This is a genomic window from Streptomyces sp. R21, assembly GCF_041051975.1.
Classification (GTDB): Bacteria; Actinomycetota; Actinomycetes; order Streptomycetales; family Streptomycetaceae; genus Streptomyces.
In genome coordinates this window covers 381,249-401,437 of record NZ_CP163435.1, presented here as the reverse complement: position 1 = coordinate 401,437, position 20,189 = coordinate 381,249, and the positions used below count along the sequence as shown (strand labels likewise).

Sequence of the window (20,189 nt, the reverse complement as noted above, 5' to 3'; positions counted from 1 at the left end):
TCATGCATGCCGACGGCGGTCAGGAACTGAACTGCACCCGCGATGATGTCGTCGTCGCTTACCGGTGGATTCCTCGACGTCACGCCACTGGGGGGACGGTTTCTGAGCGGGAGCTCTGGCGCGCGGCCACCGAGCTGGAGTTCCGTACATTCCGCGAGCACGGCCGTCGGGTGAACTGGGGACGAGACCGCCTCCTCGACGGTGTCTTCTACGACTTCCCCGACCCCCAGACAATGCCCGCCCAAGAGCGCGAAGCCGCACTCGGCCTGTTGCCCAAACAACAGCCGTGGCCCTGGCTACGCTCGCGAATGCGTCTGATGCGCAGCTGGGTGACGACTTGCCCCGACCAGCCTGTGGACCTGTTCGCCGCCCTGGACCGCGTGAACGACCAGATCAGGGAGGATCAAGCGGCCTACTTCGTCGGGAGGTTGCGGCTGCTCTCCGAGGAGATCGAACGCCGCGAGAGCGACCCGGACCGCGTCCAGGCCGGACTGTACGGGTTCTATATGCACGACGGCCTAGACGACGAGCACGCCGACAACACCACTCTGTGCGACCTGTTGAGGGTCGTCCGCGAGCGTGGCCCCGCCGTCGGCGTCGTCACGGACAGAACCACGTTCCTGGCAGGCAGTCAGTGGTCAAAGTCCAAAGAATCGAGCCTTTGAATCGAAGGTTCTGACACAGCTTCTGAGCAGATGCCGGCCGGGTGCGGTCACCCTGCAACAGCCGGAAGGACCGCAGTCGGCGAAGGGCGGTCAGGTGATCAGCCGTCGATCTTGCGGATCGAAGCGCGCCAGGCCGGACGTCTGTGCCAGGGCGGCGGCAACGGAGACGGCCTCTTGGCACTTGCTGAAGACCATGCCGAAAGAGAAAAGCGGACCGCTCGCGTTATCGATCAAGGGTCCGTCCGACCACGGACTCACGTCCTCGTCCTCATCGTCGGCGCTCAGGTCAGGCCATCGGGTCACCAGCCCTTCGACGTGCTGCCTGATCCGCGAGGTCGGCGGCTCGGCAGCGCCTCTCTGCACGTACGGCATATACCACCGGCCTACCGCAGGGATCAGCGCCCGACAACAGCCCGAAGAGATCAGTAGGCACGTAGAGGAGGGCGCGGGGCGCGCGGATGTGGTCACCAGAGGGAGTGACGACTCGATGCGTCTCAGTGGTCCCCCTTACGGTGCCGCCGGTGGAGTCCTACTTGGATCGGCCTCCTGTTCTCGTGATTGGGTCAACTACCAGGGGGGGAGCGGCGCGACCGGGCCAGCCTCTCAAGGCCGGCTCGCTGCGTTGATGTGCAACTTGATGGCATCGCTGATGAAGTCGTGGCTGCTGTCAGGGTTGAGGGCCTGGGCCTGGAGGTGGTCGTACATCACGCTGTAGTGGTGCACGTCGGAGGGTTTCTCCAGGTAGAGATCGCTGGTGAATCGCTCCAGGTACACCACCGTCTCGGAGCTGTCAGCGAACCTCAGGATGGAGAACTGTCCTGAGAGGCCCGGGTGGGCTCCCGCATCGTGAGGGAGGATCTGCACGGTGATGTGCGGCTCAGCGCTGATCGCGTTCAGGTGCTCGAGTTGTTCGCGCATGATGTCGGGGCTGCCGATGGCGCGGCGCAAGGCCGATTCGTCCAGGACGACCCACAGACGCAGCGGGCAGGCCGGGTCGTAGATCCGGTGCTGTCGGCGTAGCCGCACTTTGAGGCGCGTGGCGGCCTGTTCGGCAGTGAGCAGGGGAATCGTTTCCCCGATGACGGCTTGGGCGTAGGCCGGGGTCTGCAACAGAGCGGGGATCACCAGGGGATCGTAGGCATGGATGGTGGCGGCGTTTGCCTCCAGGCCGATATAGACGCCCTGGGGAATGTCGCCGTAGACGTTCCACCAGCCCGGTTGTGCGGATTCCCTGGCCATCCGCATCAGCGAGTCAATGACCTGCTGGTCCGTCACGCCATAGATGACGCATAGGTCGCGTACGTCGCGTGCGCTGATGGTGCGGCGGCCGTTCTCCAGGTGACTGATCTTGGGCTGGGAGACCATGAGCCGCTCGGCCACTTCTGTGCTCTTCAGCCCGCTGGCCTGGCGGAGCCGGCGGAGTTCGGCTCCCAGGCGGCGCTTTCTGACGGTGGGATTACTGTTCGCCGCCACGGGCGGTGCACCTCCGGCTCCATGCCACTGTTCCGGCCCGCAGATTGCCATGGAGCGGGGCTTGTCGATCAAGCGGCGTGCCGTCATGTTCGTAAGCAGCCAAAACGGGCGGTTACATTGGCATTTGCCCATGGCAGGAGATGTCAGGCGTCAGTTGCGGGCCGGAGGGATTGGAAACAGCTTCTTCAGCTAAGAGAGCCCGGCGGTAAGTGTGGCGAATGGCCGTGTGACGACCCGGAGGCAAGACAGGCACGAGCCTGGGTGATCATGGAGTTCTTGACGCTCGGTGATCACCGGAGGACTGGTGCCTGTCCTGCCATCATGCCTGCTCGAACCCCTGTGGGACCAGTTCGCAGCGCTGCTGCCCGAGCATGTTGATACCCATCCGCTCGGCTGCCACAACCCGCGCATCCCGGACCGGATTGTCTTCGAGCGCGTCATCGCCGCCCTGGTGCACGGCTCCGGATACGAGCGGATCGCCGACCGCCAGTGCTCCAACCGCACCATCCGACGCCGCGTCAAGTACTGGTCACAGCTGGGCATGGCCGAGCAGGTCCACGGGCTGGCCGTGCAGGCGTACGACCGCATGACCGGCCTCCAACTCCATGAGCTGTCCGTCGACGGGTGCATCACCAAGGCTCCCTGCGGCGGCGAGAGAGCCGGACGCTCCCCGGTCGACCGGGGCAAGCAGGGCCTGAAGCGCTCAGTGGCCACCGAAGCCCGCGGCGTCCCGATCGGTCTCGTCTCGGCCGGGGCCAACCGTCATGACTCCCCGCTGCTTGTGCCCACCCTGGAGGCCGCGAAGAAGTAGGTCGGTGTGTTTCCCGAGCAGGTCAACGTCAACTTGGACCGGGGCTACGACAGTGACAAGACCCGAGCCGCGCTCGAGGAACTGGGCTTCACCGGCGAGATCACCCGCAAGGGCGTGCCCGCACCGATCCAGGCCGGCAAGAGGTAGGTCGTGGAGCGGAGCCACGCATGGATGGACGGCTTCGGCAAGCTCCGCCGCTGCACTGGGAAGCGCCAGTGCGTTGTGGACTTCTACCTCTACCTGTCCGCCGCAATCGTCACGCTCCGCATGCTCATCCGCCGCGCGACCCCGCTCTACCGCTGGGACGAGCGGTCCACCACCAAGAGACTCGAGTGACGCCTGCTGACGGGCGTCCGTCTGCGTCGGGCGGACAAGCACTGCCGCACGCCTGGGGAAGGCGCGTTGCTCAACGAGGGCAGGGCCGGCCCGCGCTCCTGGCTGTGGAGGCTGTGGTGATGATGGCGTCGAGCCGGTCCCGGGTTTTCACCAGGGTGCTGACCTGCGTATCGATGCGGTCCCGCTCGGCCGACAGCCGGTCGAGCAGCGCGGGGGTCACGTCACCGGTCTCGACGCACGGCAGCAGTTCCAGGATCGCCCTGCTCGGCAGCCCTGCGGAGTACAGCTGCTGAATCAGCTGGACGCGGTCGACCGCGCTGTCCGGGTACTGCCGCTGCCCGCTGGGGCTGCGCGCCGAGGCCAGCAGGTCCTGCTCTTCGTAGTAGCGCAGTGCCCGCACGCTCACGCCCACCCTTGAGGCCAGCTCACCGATGCGCATCAACGTCCCCTCCATGACCTGGATCACATTCCTTGCCTCTGACGTCAACGTCAGGTTCTAGCGTAGCCCGTGAACAGCCCGGACAGGAATCACCTCACCACTGCCAGGAGACTCCCCATGAAGATCACCGGTTCCGTCGCCCTCGTCACCGGCGCCAACCGCGGCATCGGCAGGCACTTCGCCCAACAGCTCCTGCACCGGGGCGCCATCAAGGTCTACGCGACCGCGCGCACCCCCCGCCTCGTCGACCTCCCCGGTGCGGAAGTACTGCGGCTCGACATCACCGATCCGGCTTCGGTAGCCGCTGCGGCGGGCGCGGCCTCGGACGTCACCCTCTTGATCAACAATGCCGGCGTCTTCACCCAGCAGAACCTCGTCACCGGGGACCCCGAGAAGATCCGGCTGGAGATGGACACCAACTACTTCGGCACCCTCAACGTGGTCCGGGCGTTCACCCCCGTCCTGGCCGCCAATGGCGGCGGGGCCATCCTCAACGTCCTGTCGGCGATGTCCTGGCTCGCCTACGACGGGGCCAACGCCTACAGCGCGGCGAAGGCGGCGGCGTGGAGCCTCACCAACGGCATCCGCCTCGAACTCGCGGGCCAGGGAACCGCGGTGACGGGCCTGCACCTGGCCAGCACCGACACCGACATGATGGCCGGGTGGGACGTGGAGAAGAACGACCCCGCCGATGTCGTGCGCGCCGCCCTCGACGGTATCGAGGCCGGAAAGATGGAGATCCTCGCCGACAACAACTGCGTCCAGCTCAAGGCGGCCCTGTCCGCCGACCCGAGCGTGCTCTATCCGCAGGCGGTTCCCGCCGTCTGACCCTTCAGCAGCCGCCCGCCCGGCCAGGCTTCAGCCGACGTTCGAGGATCTACGGATCAGCCGGGCGCGGCCATGCGTACCCGTCACGCTCCGCACGCGTGTCCGCCGCGCTACCGCTGGGACACCTACCCACCACCAGAAGACTCAAGTGACGCCTACCGCCGGGCTCTCTAAGAGAGCATCTGATCAACGTTCAGGTCGATCTGCCTGATTCGTCGGTTTCGATTCGCCAGGATGGTGTGGATTCTCCCGTGAGCTCACGACTAGTTTTGTTAGCCATGGCCCAGTGGACCATGGCGCGGGATCGCTGGGGCAGAGCTTCATAGTCTCGGACGAGGCGCCGGTGCTGCATCAGCCAGCCGAACGTTCGCTCGATCACCCAACGTTTCGCCTGGGGTTGGAACCCTTTGGCGGTGGGCCGTTTCACGACCTCGACGTCGATTCCTCTTGCGGCTCCGTGCTGGAAGACGCTGTTCTGGTATCCGCCGTCGGCCCAGACTTTGGTCACGTTGGGGTGTGAGGCGGCGAGTTCGTCGAGTAGGCGTTTTCCGCCGGTGGAGTCGTGCACCGAGGCGGCCGTGACGATGACGGCCAGGACCAGGCCGAGTGTGTCGGTAGCCACGTGACGCTTACGTCCTTTGATCTTCTTGCCGGCGTCGATGCCCTGACTGGCCTCGGCGACGTTTGCGGAGGTCTTTACGCTCTGGGCATCGATCACCGCAGCCGATGGTGCCGCAGCCCGGCCCTGCGCACGGCGCACCTTGGCGCGCAGCAGATCGTGCACTCGCTGAGTGGTGCCGTCCACTTCCCACTTCGCGTAGTAGTCGTAGACGGTCTTGTATGGAGGGAAGTCGTGCGGCAGGTACTCCCACGGGATACCCGTGCGGTTGACGTAGAGGATGGCGTTCACGATCTCTCGCAGATCATGCACCCGGGCCGCGGTTCCCGGACCGGTACGCGCGGCCCGCCAGGCCACGAACACCGGCTCGATCAACGCCCAGCGGGCATCAGAGACGTCACTGCGATATGGGCGGCGAGAACTCACGAGACACGCAACGACCCGCCGTCGCCACAGTCACTGCGAACACCCCAAATCACCTGTAAACCAGATCAGTTGCCCTCTAAGGCGATGTCGTGACCCCGGTAGCGGCCTCGTTGATGGCCTGCTTGGGTGCCGCGTTGGGTTTGATGTGCACGACGCGATCACTGCGAGGGCGCGCACCGTGACCGCAAGGCCGCCTGGCTGACCCTGCGTGCCGTGTCCACTGCTGCGGCAGAAGCACACCGAACACCGCGAGGAGTTCCACGAGCGGTTGGAAAAGATCAAGGACAGGATCCACCTCTGATCGTTTCACGGGGTACGAGGCGGCCTACCGCACCACGGCCGCTCCACCGCATGGCATCGCATGATCCACCGGCATAGCCTGAAAAACAGTGACGGCCATCGGCCCACGCCCGGGTCGCGAAGGGGTGAGACCTTTGAACGCCTCCGATGACGACCAGCAACAGCCGGAGCCCCGGGTGGGACCCGTTCCTGCAGAGAAACCGCGATTCAGCCCCTACCATCACCCCGCGGCGGGCTGGGGGGCCGCCAAGAGCGTGAGCCGGGTGCTGGTGAGCGAGGGCGCGCTGGTGGACGGGCCACGGGCGATCATGCGGATGAACCACGAGAACAAGGGCTTCGACTGCCCCGGATGCGCTTGGCCGGATGACACCAAGGGCCTTCACCTGGACATCTGCGAGAACGGCATCAAGCACGTCACCTGGGAGATGACCCGCAAACGAGTGGGCCGCGAATTCTTCGCCGCCCACTCGGTGACCGAGCTGTCCGGCTGGAGCGACTTCGACCTGGAGGACCGGGGCCGGCTGACCGAACCGATGGCCTACGACCCGGAGTCGGACCACTACGTCCCCATCAGCTGGCACGACGCGTTCGAGCTGGCCGGCCAGGCTCTGCGTGAACTGGACGATCCGAACCAGGCGTCGTTCTACACCTCCGGCCGCCTCGGGAACGAAGCCACCTTTCCGTACCAGTTGATGGCCCGCGAACTGGGCACGAACAACCTGCCCGACTGCTCGAACATGTGCCACGAGGCCAGCGGTCGCGCCATGCAGGCGTCCTTGGGCACCGGCAAGGGGACCGTCGACCTCAAGGACTGGGAAGCCACCGACGCCCTGTTCATCATGGGCGTCAACGCCGCCTCGAACGCGCCCAGGATGCTCACCGCCCTCGCCGAGGCATACCGTCGTGGCGCCCAGATCGTGCACGTCAACCCGCTGGTCGAAGCAGCTGCCACCCGCACCATCGTGCCGCACGACTTCACGGACATGGCCCTCTCCAAGGCGACCCGCACCAGCACCCTGAACCTTCAGCCCCGCATCGGCGGCGACATGGCGCTCCTGCGAGGCATGGCCAAGGCGATCCTGGAGTGGGCCGGAACCGATCCCAAGGCCGTGGACCAGGAGTTCATCGATCGCCACACGGCGTACTTCGACGAGTACCGGGCGGTGTGCGAGGCCACGTCCTGGGAGGAGATCGAGCATCAGTCCGGTGTCGGCCGGGACGACATCCTCAAAGCGGCCCAGGTCTACCGCGACGCCGACCGCAGCATCGTCAGCTGGTGCTTGGGCGTCAGCCAGCACGAACACGGTGTCGACACCGTCCGTGAGATCGTCAACCTCCTTCTCCTGCGCGGGAATCTGGGCCGGGAGGGAGCCGGACCGTCACCGGTACGAGGACACAGCAATGTCCAGGGCAACCGGACGTGCGGCATCGACCACCGGCCCACCGAGGAGTTCCTGGACCGCCTGGCCGAGGTCTGCAAGATCGACCCGCCCCGCGAGCACGGCCTGGACACCGTCGTCACCATCCAGGCGATGCACCGCGGCGATGTGAAGGTGTTCGTCGGCATGGGCGGCAACTTCGCCCTCGCCGCACCCGACACCGTCTACACCTACGAGGCACTGCGCACGTGTGACCTCACCGTCCAAGTGAGTACCAAGCTGAACCGCAGCCACCTCGTCCACGGCCGGCGAGCGCTCATCCTGCCGTGCCTGGGCCGGACCGAGAAGGATCACCAGAAAGGCGGCATCCAGAGCACCTCGGTCGAGGACTCGATGAGCATGGTCCATCTCTCCGTCGGCATGAAACGCCCCGCCTCGCCGCACCTGCTCTCCGAGCCCGCCATCATCGCCGGCATGGCCCGCGCCGCCCTCCCGGACAGCAACACGCCCTGGGAGTGGTACATCGAGGACTACGACCGCATCCGCGACACCATGGCCCAGGCCCTCGACGGCTTCGAGGACTGCAACCGCCGGGTGCGCCTGCCGCTCGGGTTCCGGATCAAGCAGCCCGCCCGCGAACTGGTCTTCCTCACCCCGACGGGCCGCGCCGAGTTCTCCACCGCCACTCTGCCCGACGTGGTTCCCGTCCCGGGCACCCTGGCGCTGGGCACCATGCGTTCCCACGACCAGTGGAACACGACGATCTACTCCGACAACGACCGCTACCGGGGCATCAAGAACCTGCGCACACTCGTCTTCATGAACCAGGACGACATGCGGGAACGGGGCCTGTCCGAACTCGACCCGGTCGACATCACCAGCACCGCCAAGGACGGAAGCCACCGTCACCTCAACGGCTACCTGGCCATTCCCTACGACATCCCCCGCGGCTGCGCGGCCGGCTACATGCCGGAGATGAACGTACTGTGCGCGATCGGCGACTACAGCACCCAGAGCGACCAACCACTGATGAAACACGTAAAGGTCACCATCACCGCCGCCGCCTGAAAGACGGACTCGAAAGCGCACAGCGGAAGGACCACGACGTGGGCTGGGCGGAGACGACGACCATGGAAGGTCAGATGGCCCACAGCACCCCGAGCACCTCCCGGCTGGACGATGACCCGCACAGCGCGTTCGCCCAGGAGTGCCATGCTGAGCCGGAAGGGATCCCATCTCTCGCCTGGGCGGCGGAGGCACTGAATTGCACGATGGGCATTGTCCCGGTGGGTCTGCCAGCGCAGCCGGCGTCTGTCCAGGGTGGGTCTCCGGTCTGCATCGGTCCGTCAGGGAGCAAGCGGTAACGGGCGCTGCTCCAGGAGAGTGGGGAAGGTGCCCACGGCGTCGAGTGCCATGGAGAGTTCGGCGACGATCCTCGGGTCGTCCAGGGGACCGCGCAGGAACTCCTCCAGGCGGTGCATGCGGTAGCGCACCGTGTTCTGGTGGCAGTACAGAGCCCGTCCCGCCTCGGCCGCCGATCCGTGTGCTCCGAGCCACGCTCGGGCGGTGGCGAGCAGAGTGGTGCGGTCATCCTCGGGCAGGGAGAGCACGCCGCCGAGAATGCGGTGGACGGCGCGCTGAGTGGTTTCCAGGTTGTGCATCACCAGTTCCGTCAGAGGTGTGTCGTCGAGCTGGCGCACCGCCGCGGAGCCTGGGGACAGTGACTGCGCTGCGACTTGCGCGTACCGCAGCGCACGGCTCGTCTGGTCGAGACGGTCGTAGAGTGGGCTCACGCCCACGCGGCCTGTCGCGATGGCGCGTACGGCATCGAGGATCCGTTCCACGGGCTGCCGTTGCGGGCAGGAGAGCACCCCTGTCTCGGAACCCGGCTGCGCACGCCACGCCGATGCGACGTCGAGGGCGCGCAGTTGGCTGTCCAGTCCCGGCAGTGGCGGATCGCCGACGGTGAGCGCCTCGGCGGTCACCACGAGAAACGATCCCTGGAACGGGAAGTCGAGCATGCGTGCGACCTCCCAGATGGTGTCGCTGTCCGAGGAGGGCCCGTCGATCAGCTCGGCGACCAGGGCGGAGCGGCGCCGGTCGGTCTCCACCATCCGTTCCGCGAGCGTTTCCCGGTAGGCGTTGGTGAGGACCGAGGATTGCGCGTCGGAGATCTCCCAAATCTGCCCCGCCGATTCCAGGAGCGCGTCGGGCGCGTCTCCGCCCAACTTCCTGGCCTCATGGAGGAGTTGCTCCCAGAGGTGTTGGGCGCCCAGGCGGTAGGCACGCAGGATCTCCGGCAACGGCGCGTTTTGCAGAGCGCGTTTACGGCCGGTCTCCGCGGGCCCGGACAGGTCAATCGACGGCGCGTCGGGGTCGGCCAGGTAGCTGATGGAGCCATGGAAGTTGTGGCGCATGGACGCGCGCAGGTCCTCCGGGCGCACCACCATGGTTCGGTAGAACTCAATGTTCTCGTAGGTCAGTTCGGCCATCTCCGCGGCGATGGCATCGAGCCTGCCGAGCAGGATTTTGGCCAGTTCGGCCACCAGTCGTCTGGACGCTGTCACGTGCACGTGGCCGAGCCTAGGGCAGTGTCAGTCACAGGTTTCTCCCCAACGACTGAATCCCCGCACGGTCGTTGTCGACGAGGACAGAAAACCGTGTCGATGCCGACATGGTGTCCGGCAGGTCCCTGTTGCGAGGATCGTCACGTAAAGATCAGACCTGCGTGCATGAAAGCGAACTGACGTGAGCAATCTCGCCACTGTCCTGGCACAAGCAGCCGAACGACACCCACAGCGACCGGCGGTGCGCGTCGACGAGAGTGTCCTGAGCTATGCCGAGCTGGACGAGCTCAGCGCCCGAGTGGCCGGCGGACTGCTCGCCCACGGCGTGCGCCCCGGCGATCGCGTGGGGATGAGACTTCCCAATGTCCCGGCCTTTCCCGCCCTCTGTTTCGGTGCTCTGCGCGCCGGGGCCATTGTCGTGCCGCTCTACCCGCGGCCCCGGCTGCTTGCACTGCGACCCCGCGGCACCGCCTGCGGTGCACGACTTGTCTTCTATGGGCCCGACGCAGAGCAGCCCCAGGAAGCCGAGACGGGCGACACGACGCTCGTCCCGATCAGCCCCGCCTTCCTCGACCAGGTGGCCTTCTGGCCCCACCACCCCGCCGTGGTCGACCGTGCCGATGACGACCCGGCAGTCGTGCTCGGCACGGGAGTAGCCGCCAAGGGCTCGTGCGGCACCGCGCTCACACACGGCGCATTGCGCAAGAATCCGGCCCTGACCGCCAGGGCGCTGTTCGACGAGGCAGCCGTGGACGACGCCTCGGAATCTGTACCGGCATTCTCCTCCGACGGTCGGACCTACGGCCTCAGCGCGGTGCTCCTCGCCACAGCATGCCTGCCTGTGGGACTAACGCCCCCTACAGCGGCCGCACCCGACGAGCCTGGAGAGCCAGTCGCCACACCGCTCGAACCCAGCGCCGGGAGCGGGCGTTGACGCTCCGGCGGCAGATCCTGACCGTGCTGAAGGACGACCCCCTCGACGACATCGAGCGGGCAGCCCTCGTGGCCCGCGGCGCCGCTCAGCAGGCTCGCCGAGGACGACAACTCACCTCCGACGAGGTCACGACCGTGGCGTTCCATGAGTTCGCGCTCGTCATCGACGCCGATCAGGCCATCGCCGCCCCGCAAGAATCCGGGCCGGCCGCATGGAACCCGGACAGGCCGTACGGCCTGTACGAGGAGATCCAAGGGGACACCCGGTGAACCCCGCTGGCCCTCCACCGTCCCGGCCACTGGCCGCGACCTTCATGGACCTGCCCGCAGGCAGCCCCGGCGGCAGCGTCGAACGCTACCTCGGCCTCTACACCGGCGAGAGCCCCCTCATTCCGGCCCGTGCCTTCATGCTTGCTCCCACCAACCCCCGCTTCCGCCTCCCGGGCGGACTGGAACTGCTGTCGGTGGCAGGCAAGTGCCTTCACGGCCCGGCCTTCGGCCGCTACGTCCTCGCCCTGCGCAGGGTCCTCACGGCCGCACTCGACCCGGCCCGGATCGGCGTCCTGCACCTGCAGCACCTCACATTCGGCGCCACCCCGGCCCTGATCAGGGTCCTGCCCGCGCACCCGAGGATCGCCCTCGTCCACGGCGCCGACCTGATCTGTGCCAGGGCCCACCGCGACCAGATGCAGATCCTGCGCGAGACCGCACGGGCCGCCGACTCCATCGTGGTGCCCACCGCTGCGATGGCCGACCTCCTGCTCAAGATCGCCCCGATCGACCGCCGCAAGATCACTCACATCCCGTGGGGCATCCCCGACCACCTGCTGACCGCCCCGCCTGCCAGGCCGCCCCGTTCCTCGACGAGCCATCTGCGACTGCTGTACGCAGGACGACTGACCGCCGAGACGGGCGCCGCACACCTGGTCAGCCTGGCCGCGATCCCCGGTGTCGAGCTGAGCGTCGCCGCCCCCCAGGCCCAGTTCCAGGCACTGGCTCCGCTGCTGCGGCGCGCCGGGGTGCGGATCCGCTACCTCGGCTGGCTGCGACGCCCGCAGCTGTGGCGCGCCTTCACCGAGCACGACGTGCTGGTGAAGCCGGCGCTCGCTCTGGAAGCCATGGGGTTGGTGACCCTCGAAGCCCAGGCTTGCGGGCTGCCCGTCCTCTACCAGCCTGTTCCGGGTCTCACCGAGACCCTGGCCGGCTCCGGGATGGCGACCGACTTCACCCGCACCGCTCCCCTCGCCCGCGATCTCGAGCGGCTGCGGACCGCCCCCGGACTGTTGCCCGCCCTGCGGCAGGCCGGATACGCGAACGCCGCCCGCTACCCCCTCTCCACGACCGCACGCACCCTGGACGAACTCGGCTGCCAGCTCACCTGACGGCCTCTCCAGCTCGCCCCGGCACAGCTGTGGACCGCTGGAGGCTTGGCCACAGCCACGAGTCCAGGCCCGGGGCCGACGGGCCCAGTCCCCTCATCAGCGGTGTCCCGGCGGCTGAGGCCGCCGGCACACCGCGCCACCGTACGGCCTGGCCCGCGCGTATCACTGGGCTGACCGGCGGGCAGCCGACGGAGAACAGGAAGACCATGACGTACTCAGGCCAACCCGATGACCCGAACGGCTTCGAGCCCGACGGGGCCACGACGACGATGCGGTTCACGCCCGTCATCCGTGCGCGGCACAGAGGCCATGAAGCGGTTCTGCGCCCCGACCTGGAGCCGATCTTCACCGAACTCGCCCGGCAGTGGGAAACAGCCGGTCGGCTCGTCCCCGGACGGGCGGAAGAGGAGCGGACGACACTCGCTCGCCACTACCCCCGGCCCAGCTGACCCGCATACACGACAAGCACCGAGGGGTGCCTGGCGCCGAGCACATCCGCGTATGGGCCCGGCCATTGCGCGCGACGACGCCTCGCTACCCAAGCACTGACACAAAACCATGCCGGGGCTCCCCGCCATGGCATGAGACGGGAAACAGACCCATGACCCCACAGCTCCACATGCTGGGCACCACAGCAAGGAGGGCAAGTGCCCCACGCTGTACGAGGATCCCGACACCAAAGACACCATCGTGCAGAGCTACCCCGTCATCGACCACGACGACGTCGCGCAGATTCGGAACGTCCTCGACGGAGAGTCGTTTGGCGGGGGCTTTTCGCGATGAGTGTTGAGGGGCGGGACGAGTCACTCGAGGCTGCGATTGCGGATCAGGGTGGCGATCCCGGCGAGGGCAGTGTGCTGCCGCCCCCGCTGGAGATGTCGGCGGCCGACGCCTCGTTGATCGAGCGGATGCGCGCCGGTGACGACACGGCGTACGAGGAGCTGTACCGGCGCCACGCGGACGCCGTGCGCCGCTACGCCCGCACCTGCTGCCGGGACGCGCACACTGCCGACGACCTCACCGCCGAGGTCTTCGCCCGCGTGCTCCAGGCGGTGCGCGGCGGCTCCGGTCCCGAGCACGCCGTACGCGTCTATCTGCTGACCTCCGTGCGACGCGTCGCCGCGAACTGGATGAAGTCAGCGAAGCGGGAGTGTGCGTCCAGGCCGTAGGCGATCGGGCGGGCGTCGGTGCGTTCGGTCATGGTTGTGAAGTGGGGGGCGTTGAGGACGGTGAGCCCGTTGACGGTAGGGGCTTTGGCGATCCCGCGCTTAGTTTGGGCGACCTTGTTCTGTCCGCCGGACTCGGAGATGTGGGCGGTGCCGAAGTCAGGGCCACTGCTGCAGGAGTCAGAGCAGGCGCCCTGCCTCCGCGCGGCGGCCACGTCCTCTTGCCGGGGCCGGGGAGGGCTTTCACACTGCGGGTGCACGGCCAGGGGGGAGCGGGGGAGTGATGGCAGCACAGCGACGACGGCGCTTGAGGAAGCGGACGCGCAGGCAGCTGCAGGGCTGGGGCGCGGTGGCGGCAGCGGTCGCCGTGGTGTGGGCGGCCGGGCACTGGGCGGCGGTGTGGCCCGTCCTCGCGGGCGTGCTTGGCGCGGTCGTGGTGTGCGGGGCCGGCTGGGCGCTGCTGCGCGCGCACCGCCTCGCGATCGGTGAGGACCGGCAGTGGCGGGCACAGGAGGAGGCCCGGGCGCGGGAGTTGTCGATGGCCGAGGTCGACGCGCTGTCGTGGCAGGACTTCGAGATGTATGTCGCCGGTCTGTGCCGGCGGGACGGCTGCACGAAGGTCGTTGTCAGCGGCAAGAGCGGCGACCTGGGCACGATGTCCGCGTGCCCCGCGTGCCGTCCGGTCTCCTCGACGAGATGGATGAGCACCCAGCGGAGGCCGGCGTTGCCGGACCGGCAGTCGGGGTGGCGGCCGACGTCATCCCAAGAGGCCGCGGCCACGATCTCGTTGCTTCGAGCGCACTGGGCCTCGTACGACGCACACGCGGCCGGGAGTGCGCCCCATCGCTTCGAGGGAACGGGATGCGCACCACCGGCCGTCGTTCAGGCCCGGGTGTAGCCGCCGTCGGCGAAGAGTTCGGCGCCGGTGACGAACGACGAGGCGTCCGAAGCCAGGAAGAGGGCGGCCTCGGCGATTTCCTCGGCGTCGGCCAGCCGCCCCAGTGGCACGACGGCCTCGGCGAACCGGTCGACGTCCGGCCCCGCGGCGCGCAGCAGGGCAGGCGTCCGCGTGGGTCCCGGGCTGAGGACGTTGACCCGGAATCGACGCTCTCGCGATTGCCGGGCCCAGTTGTGCACGAGGTTGCTCAAGGCTGCCTTCGAGGCGCTGTAGACCTCGAGGTGCTCATTGGGGCGCACGCTGTTGCTTGAGCCGATGACCAGGATGGAGGCGTTCTCCGCCAGCAGCGGAAGCGCCTTCTGGACGGTGAATAGTGGGCCCTTGACGTTGACGGCGAGCGTCAGGTCGACGTTCGCCTCGGTGTGGGCGCCGAGCGCGGCGTCCGCGACGATTCCCGCGTTGGCCACCAGCACGTCGATGCGTCCGGCCTCCTCGCGGACTCGCGCGTAGAGCGCGTCCAGGTCGGCCAGGACCGAGACGTCGGATCGTACGCCGGTGGCCGCAGGACCAATCTCCTTGACTGCCGCTTCGAGGCGGTCGATGTCCCGGCCGGTCACGAAGACCCGTGCGCCCTCCCGGACGAAGCAATGGGCGATGGCCAGCCCGATCCCGCTGGTCCCTCCGGTGATCACAGCCACCTTCTCCTGCAGCACGCCTGGCATGTCGAACCCCTTCAGTTATGGAATGGATCGTCCATAACGTAGTCAGTAATGGACGATCGAGTCAAGAATGGTTAGGCTGAAACCATGCCGAGACCACGCGCATTCGACGAACGCCAAGTCCTGGAGCGGGCCCGGGAACAGTTCTGGGCGACCGGCTATGCAGGAACCCGGATGGACGACATCGCCCAGGCGACCGGCCTGGGCAAGGGCAGCCTGTACGGCGCATTCGGCGACAAGGGCAAGCTGTTCCACCGCGTGTTTGGCGACTGGTGCACCGCAGTCGTTGAGGTGGCCGAAGGGCGGCTGGCAGGTGGCCCGGACGCAGAGGCCTTGGCCCGGCTGTCGGGATACGTGCACCTAATGGCGGAGAACACCGCCTCCGACGCCGAGCGCCGCGGGTGCCTGTTGGCCAAGGGCGCGGCGGAACTGGCCCAGCACGATCCGACGGTCGCCGGACGGTCGGCCGAGACCATGACGGCACTGCTGACCCTGCTGCGGACGGAGATCAGCGCCGCCCAGCGCCACGGCGACATCGATAGCGCTGCGGATCCGGAGCGGTTGGCGGCACTGCTGTTGACGGTGGTCCGCGGTATCGAGGCGGTAGGCAAGGCCGGCCTGGACCCGGAGACGCTGCGGAACATTGCAGACACCGCACTGGCGGTCCTGCCCATGCCCGAGGGGCAGAAACGCCTCGCAACCGGGCGCAGTCCGGCCCGCGAGAACTAACTTGGTGCCATCACGGCCACATGATCCGCCGGACACGGCCTAAGCCCGTTACGCGGACGAACACGCCAGGCGGACGTCCTTGCCGTCTGGTTGCGCAGCCTCACCAGCGAGGTGACGGTCCGCCAGCTGGAGAGGGATTTCCCCGCGAGCAAGGCGCTGTGGAGCCAGTACCGGTGCGGCAGCTCCCTCATTCCCGCGGCATTGCTGCGTGAGGTGGTTGCCCGGTACATACCGGAACCGGTGCGGCGGGAACAGCTGCTGGAAGAAGGGCTTCACCTGCTGAGGCAGGCGCAGGAGGCCGCCCGCCGCCCCGACAACGCAGGCGCGCACACCACAGTCCTGGAGGTGCGCGCCCGCGCACAGGATCCGGCAGCCGAGGCGTTCTTGCGGCTCGACGACGCACGCCTGCGGCAGATCGAGGCGATGCAGAAGCTGGCTGTCTCCGAGCAGCGCTGCCAGCAACTGGAGGAGATGGTCTCCGTACTGGAGAAACGGTGCGGCACCTTGGAAGCAGAGCGGGACCGGGCCCGGCAGGACGCACAGGCCGAACTGCAGCAGGAACTCGCACTTTCGCAGGAGTACCGGCGCCAGGCCGGTGCGCAGCTGGAGCGGGCGCGCCGGTCCAGGGACGAGGCGTACGTGCTCCGCCTTGCGGCAGAGGCGCAGGTCACCCAGGAACAGATCCGCCTGCGCCAGCAGATCGAACCCGCCAACGACCCTGGTGCCCCGTATCTCGGTGTTTCGACCGACGCCCACGCGCTGCCCTTCCCCTCTCTTGATCAGATCGTGGACGCCTTGCAGATCACCCGCGAGCAACTGGACGAACAGGAACGCGACCTGGGCGCCCTGCGGGAACGGCTGAACCCCGACACGACGGCTACTGCCAGGGAGCCCGGACCGTTGCTGCACGGGCATCCCGCCGACCGCCCGGACACCGGGCACGTCCGGCTGGAGCGCGTGGACAATCTGAACAACTCTGCGACCAGCAGCAATACACCCGGCAACATGCCTGCTACGCGCGTGTTCGGCCGGGGCATCGGCGCTACGGCCGATGACCTGGTACCCGTGGATGAAGCAGCCGCCACGCGGGAGCTGGCCAGGCAGTTACGCGACCTGCATGCCCGCGCGGGCCAGGAACAGTGGCCGGCCGAACGCCTTGTGGAAGCGGTCTTCCCCGAGCCGAACGAAGACACCGGTGTGTCCTTTGCCGAACGGGCCGTCACGTCCTGGCTGGCCGGGACATCACTGCCCACCGACTGGATCTACCTCAAGCGCCTCGTTTCCGCCCTGGGAGCGGACGCTGACGAAGTCGGCTCCTTCCTGGTGGCGTATGCGCGCGTTCTCCACCGCACTGGACTCGACGGTCCCCCGGCCCAAGTGCCGCGCACCCGCCGGTGGTTTACCCGCCTCGTACCCTTCATGGCCTCCTCCCGCACTCCGCCGCCCTTCGACGATCTCGACGACATTCCGCGCTGACCAGAATCCGATAACCGGTATCACGGGCGGCTTCAGGGATGAGGCGAAGCACCCGGATTGTTGGCGGTGCCTGCATGTGAGACAGGTTGACCCCTGCGTGCACGGGAAATGGCTGCTGAGCCCGCCCCGTTCCGGGTGTTGCGCTGAGAGGATGTCAGGTGGCCTCAGCGCACGATCTGGGTAGAGTCGGGCGATGCCCGAGCTGAAGCGGCTGCATGCCGACCACGCCCCGGCGGTCCTGGCCTTCGAGCTGGCGAACCGCACCTACTTCGCTGCCTCGGTCTCCGACCGTGGCGACGACTTCTTCGACCAGTTCACCGACCGGTTCAAGGCCTCGCTGGCCGAGCACGAGGCCGGCATCTGCGCCTTCTACGTGCTCGTCGCCGAGGACAGCTCGGTACTCGGCAGGTTCAACCTGTACGACTTGGAGGACGGCACTGCCAGACTCGGCTACCGGGTCGCAGAGCAGGTCGCCGGCCGCGGCGTGGCGACCACGACCGTCCGGGAGCTGTGCCGGATGGCGACAGCGATGCACGGCCTGCGCACACTGCGGGCGGCCACCTCCCACGGCAACGCCGCGTCCCAGAAAGTCTTGACCAAGGCCGGGTTCGTCCCGGTTGGCCCTGCCACCCCGGCCGATCTCGGCGGCAAGTCAGGCACCTGGTACCAGCGCGACCTCCAGCCATAGACCTTGATCTTGCTCGTGGGTCGGCTGCTGCCTGGCTGAGGGCGTCGCTGGTGACGGGGCGGTGCGGGATGACGTCCTCGGCCAGGAGCCTGTGGACGTGGTCGTCGACGAGGAGGCGGTAACGGGCGTCGTAGTCATGGCCGGTGTCGACCGGCACGGTCGGGTCCAGGACGGTGGCGAGGAGCAGGTCGTACTTCGGCGCCTGTGTGGCGGCGAGGCCCCGCAGCCGCTCCATCTCCATCCGGTGCACAGTCTCGCCCCGGAACTCGAGCGCCGCCCGGAGGTGGGCGATGGCGTCGAAGGAGGCACGGTCGACGAGGACGACGTGGGCGCCCCGGGCTGCGGCGGCGATCTCGTCAGCGATGCCCTGCGTGATGATCCACTCAGTGGTAGCCACGGTATGGCGGTGCATCTTCGGCAGGCCGATCTCGGCGGCCCGCTTGGCGAGGCGGCCGGTGCGGGCCACGACCAGCCCGTGGCCGCGCAGTTCCCTCTCGATCCGCTTCAGCAGGGTCGTCTTGCCGGTGGAGTGGGTGCCGAGCACCCCGATACGGATAGGCGTCATCTGGGTCACCACAGGGTGGGGTCCTTTTCTGGTTCGGGGGCGCCGGGCAGGCCGGGCGGCACGGCCGCAGCAACGAGTTCGTCCCAGGTGGCGTAGCGGCTGGCCATGGCGATGAGGAGCTGCGCCGTTGCGAACGCGTCGAACGTGGCCCGGTGCCGTGGAGCGGCGGGGGCCTCGCCCAGATCCGGCTTCAGGGTGTCGATGAGGGCGTCGAGGCTGTAGCCGGGGAGGTGGGGGAGCGTGGCCCTGGCGAGCCGAAGCGTGTCGAGGACGCCGGCCGGTTCCCACGTCGGCAGGTGCGCCTTGAGCACCCTGTAGTCGGTGTGCGCGTTGTGGGCGCAGATCCACGCCGTGCCGAGGAAGCCGTGTACCTGGTCGGCGATCTCCGGCCATGAGGGCTTGTCCGCCAGGTCGGCGTGCGTCAGGCCGTGCACCTTGGTGGCGAAGGGCGTGAGGGGACGTTCCGGCCGTGTCAGCCACGCCCCGGCGGTGCTCTTGTCGGGGTGGCCGTCCCGGACCGGCAGGGCGGCGACCTCGACCAGGTCGGGCGGCGTGGTCCCATTGCCCTCGACGTCGACAACGAGCAGTGGGGGCCAGGTGGCGAAGTTCATGAGGTCTCCAGTCCGTCCTCCGCTGCCCAGCCGATGGGGGCCTGGCTGTGCTGGCGGTGGGTGGTGGGGCTTGTGGCTTCGTTCACTTCAGGCGACAGCGTTTGTCTGCCGGGTTCGACAGCCGTTGCGGATCTTGAAATAGCAGCACGGTCACCAAGGGAAGACTGTCGTTGCGCCTGAGGCGACAGGCAACGGTGCCACTTGTCAGCTCTGCCTCGTTGAAGCCGCCCAGGCCGAGATCCTCACCCAGCGGACCCGCATCGTGAACTCTTGGGCCAGATCCGCGACTCGCAGGTCGAATGGACCGGGGAAGCCATCCAACGGATCGCCACCGAGAACACCACATTCAAGCAACGCGTCCTCCAGCTCACCACCGACAACTGCACTCTCGACGAGCGGCTGAAGGCCGCCCGCTCGAATCTGCGCTTCGAGACCAGCGAGTCGACGTCCTCGAAGTCCGCCTCACCGAACAGGAACCACCGGCCTGGTTCTGTCCGGCCGAGGCCCGTGGATGTCAGTGCAGCGGTCCATACTCGTGCCGCGGCGCCACCGGGCACCGCAGTACGAGGGGAGCAACATGGCTGAGGTGCTGGTCTTCCACCATGGACACGGGCTGACCGCCGGCGTTCGCAGTTTCGCCGAGCAGTTGCGACGGGCCGGACACACCGTCCACGCTCCAGATCTGTACGAAGGGCAGGTATTCGACAGCCTCGAGGAGGGCGCCGCCTATGCCGAGAGCGTCGGGTTCGACACGATCATCGCGCGCGGAGCCGCCGCCGCCGAGGGGATGTCTGCGGAGCTCATCTATGTTGGCTTCTCGCTCGGCGTCCTGCCGGCGCAGAAGCTGGCCCAGACTCGCCCCGGAGCAAAGGGTGCACTGTTGCTCGAGGCGTGCGTCCCAGTCTCGGAGTTCGGCGCCGCCTGGCCCCAAGACGTCCCAGTTCAGATCCACGGCATGGACGCAGATCCGTTCTTCGCCGGGGAGGGTGATGCGGACGCCGCCCGCGCGGTCGTCGAGACGGTGACGGATGCCGAGCTGTTCCTCTACCCCGGCGACAGGCACCTGTTCACCGACAGCAGCCTGCGGTCCTACGACGAACAGGCTGCGATGCAGGTCAACCATCGGGTGCTCGGCTTCCTCGACCGCACCAACTCGTAAGTAGGGAATCAACGACCTGA

General features: G+C 67.7%; 19 protein-coding genes and 4 pseudogenes. 14 read left to right on the top strand and 9 right to left on the bottom strand.

What is annotated here, in order from left to right:
* The first annotated feature begins 2 nt into the window (after positions 1–2).
* Complete coding sequence (locus AB5J56_RS01945) at positions 3–665, top strand: hypothetical protein (protein ID WP_369229355.1); 663 nt, start codon at positions 3–5, stop codon at positions 663–665.
* Positions 666–755: 90 nt separating this feature from the next.
* Here AB5J56_RS01945 and AB5J56_RS01940 read toward each other — a convergent pair whose 3' ends face one another.
* On the bottom strand, positions 756–1,037 hold the full coding sequence (locus AB5J56_RS01940) for a hypothetical protein (protein ID WP_369229353.1): 282 nt from the start codon (positions 1,035–1,037) through the stop codon (positions 756–758).
* Positions 1,038–1,268: 231 nt separating this feature from the next.
* Positions 1,269–2,138 carry a helix-turn-helix domain-containing protein gene (locus AB5J56_RS01935; RefSeq protein WP_369229351.1) on the bottom strand — a complete coding sequence of 290 codons (870 nt, stop codon included), beginning with the start codon at positions 2,136–2,138 and terminating at the stop codon, positions 1,269–1,271.
* A gap of 304 nt (positions 2,139–2,442) precedes the next feature.
* On the opposite strand from AB5J56_RS01935, the pseudogene AB5J56_RS01930 reads away from it, so the two are divergent.
* Positions 2,443–3,285 (top strand): annotated as a pseudogene (locus AB5J56_RS01930) (IS5 family transposase).
* 70 nt (positions 3,286–3,355) lie between these two features.
* Here AB5J56_RS01930 and AB5J56_RS01925 read toward each other — a convergent pair.
* Positions 3,356–3,724, bottom strand: a complete 369-nt coding sequence (locus AB5J56_RS01925) for a MerR family transcriptional regulator (protein ID WP_099946741.1) — start codon at positions 3,722–3,724, stop codon at positions 3,356–3,358.
* 117 nt (positions 3,725–3,841) lie between these two features.
* Between AB5J56_RS01925 and AB5J56_RS01920 the strand changes: the two genes are divergently transcribed.
* Complete coding sequence (locus tag AB5J56_RS01920) at positions 3,842–4,552, top strand: SDR family oxidoreductase (RefSeq protein WP_369229349.1); 711 nt, start codon at positions 3,842–3,844, stop codon at positions 4,550–4,552.
* Between the two features lie 193 nt (positions 4,553–4,745).
* Here the strand turns inward: AB5J56_RS01920 and AB5J56_RS01915 are convergent, their stop codons facing one another.
* On the bottom strand, positions 4,746–5,597 hold the full coding sequence (locus tag AB5J56_RS01915) for an IS5 family transposase (RefSeq protein WP_369229348.1): 852 nt from the start codon (positions 5,595–5,597) through the stop codon (positions 4,746–4,748).
* Positions 5,598–6,031: 434 nt separating this feature from the next.
* On the opposite strand from AB5J56_RS01915, the gene AB5J56_RS01910 reads away from it, so the two are divergent.
* Positions 6,032–8,344: an FdhF/YdeP family oxidoreductase gene (locus AB5J56_RS01910; protein ID WP_369229346.1), complete on the top strand. Its 2,313-nt coding sequence runs from the start codon at positions 6,032–6,034 to the stop codon at positions 8,342–8,344.
* A 278-nt stretch (positions 8,345–8,622) separates the two neighbouring features.
* Here the strand turns inward: AB5J56_RS01910 and AB5J56_RS01905 are convergent, their stop codons facing one another.
* Positions 8,623–9,849: a PucR family transcriptional regulator gene (locus AB5J56_RS01905; protein ID WP_369229344.1), complete on the bottom strand. Its 1,227-nt coding sequence runs from the start codon at positions 9,847–9,849 to the stop codon at positions 8,623–8,625.
* A gap of 175 nt (positions 9,850–10,024) precedes the next feature.
* Here AB5J56_RS01905 and AB5J56_RS01900 point away from each other — a divergent pair, with 175 nt between their 5' ends.
* The 5 genes and pseudogenes from AB5J56_RS01900 to AB5J56_RS01880 form a co-directional block, all read left to right on the top strand.
* Complete coding sequence (locus AB5J56_RS01900) at positions 10,025–10,777, top strand: AMP-binding protein (protein WP_369229342.1); 753 nt, start codon at positions 10,025–10,027, stop codon at positions 10,775–10,777.
* Positions 10,774–11,046 carry a hypothetical protein gene (locus AB5J56_RS01895; protein WP_369229340.1) on the top strand — a complete coding sequence of 91 codons (273 nt, stop codon included), beginning with the start codon at positions 10,774–10,776 and terminating at the stop codon, positions 11,044–11,046. Before AB5J56_RS01900 ends, AB5J56_RS01895 begins: the two co-directional genes overlap by 4 nt.
* A gap of 44 nt (positions 11,047–11,090) precedes the next feature.
* Complete coding sequence (locus AB5J56_RS01890; RefSeq protein WP_369242323.1) at positions 11,091–12,158, top strand: glycosyltransferase family 4 protein; 1,068 nt, start codon at positions 11,091–11,093, stop codon at positions 12,156–12,158.
* Between the two features lie 206 nt (positions 12,159–12,364).
* Entirely contained in the window at positions 12,365–12,607 is a 243-nt protein-coding gene (locus AB5J56_RS01885) for a hypothetical protein (protein WP_369229338.1), read from the top strand.
* 426 nt (positions 12,608–13,033) lie between these two features.
* Positions 13,034–13,309 (top strand): annotated as a pseudogene (locus AB5J56_RS01880) (RNA polymerase sigma factor); the annotation flags it as partial.
* Between the two features lie 666 nt (positions 13,310–13,975).
* Here the strand turns inward: AB5J56_RS01880 and AB5J56_RS01875 are convergent.
* A pseudogene (locus AB5J56_RS01875) lies at positions 13,976–14,143 on the bottom strand (DUF664 domain-containing protein); the annotation flags it as partial.
* A gap of 63 nt (positions 14,144–14,206) precedes the next feature.
* Entirely contained in the window at positions 14,207–14,944 is a 738-nt protein-coding gene (locus tag AB5J56_RS01870; RefSeq protein ID WP_369229336.1) for an SDR family NAD(P)-dependent oxidoreductase, read from the bottom strand.
* An 84-nt stretch (positions 14,945–15,028) separates the two neighbouring features.
* Between AB5J56_RS01870 and AB5J56_RS01865 the strand changes: the two genes are divergently transcribed.
* The 3 genes from AB5J56_RS01865 to AB5J56_RS01855 all read left to right on the top strand — a co-directional run bounded on the left by AB5J56_RS01865 (position 15,029) and on the right by AB5J56_RS01855 (position 17,834).
* Positions 15,029–15,670: a TetR/AcrR family transcriptional regulator gene (locus tag AB5J56_RS01865; protein ID WP_369229334.1), complete on the top strand. Its 642-nt coding sequence runs from the start codon at positions 15,029–15,031 to the stop codon at positions 15,668–15,670.
* Between the two features lie 90 nt (positions 15,671–15,760).
* A complete protein-coding gene (locus AB5J56_RS01860; protein WP_369229332.1) occupies positions 15,761–17,146 on the top strand; it encodes a hypothetical protein in 1,386 nt (461 codons plus the stop codon).
* A 193-nt stretch (positions 17,147–17,339) separates the two neighbouring features.
* The gene (locus AB5J56_RS01855; protein ID WP_369229330.1) at positions 17,340–17,834 is read left to right on the top strand and encodes a GNAT family N-acetyltransferase; all 495 of its coding nucleotides are present in this window, start codon (positions 17,340–17,342) and stop codon (positions 17,832–17,834) included.
* An 88-nt stretch (positions 17,835–17,922) separates the two neighbouring features.
* On the opposite strand, the pseudogene AB5J56_RS01850 reads toward AB5J56_RS01855, so the two are convergent.
* A pseudogene (locus AB5J56_RS01850) lies at positions 17,923–18,399 on the bottom strand (AAA family ATPase); the annotation flags it as partial.
* Positions 18,400–18,404: 5 nt separating this feature from the next.
* The gene (locus AB5J56_RS01845; protein WP_369229329.1) at positions 18,405–19,010 is read right to left on the bottom strand and encodes an exonuclease domain-containing protein; all 606 of its coding nucleotides are present in this window, start codon (positions 19,008–19,010) and stop codon (positions 18,405–18,407) included.
* 270 nt (positions 19,011–19,280) lie between these two features.
* Between AB5J56_RS01845 and AB5J56_RS01840 the strand changes: the two genes are divergently transcribed.
* A complete protein-coding gene (locus AB5J56_RS01840) occupies positions 19,281–19,595 on the top strand; it encodes a hypothetical protein (protein WP_369229327.1) in 315 nt (104 codons plus the stop codon).
* A complete protein-coding gene (locus AB5J56_RS01835) occupies positions 19,588–20,169 on the top strand; it encodes a dienelactone hydrolase family protein (protein WP_369229325.1) in 582 nt (193 codons plus the stop codon). Before AB5J56_RS01840 ends, AB5J56_RS01835 begins: the two co-directional genes overlap by 8 nt.
* The last annotated feature ends 20 nt before the right edge of the window (positions 20,170–20,189 follow it).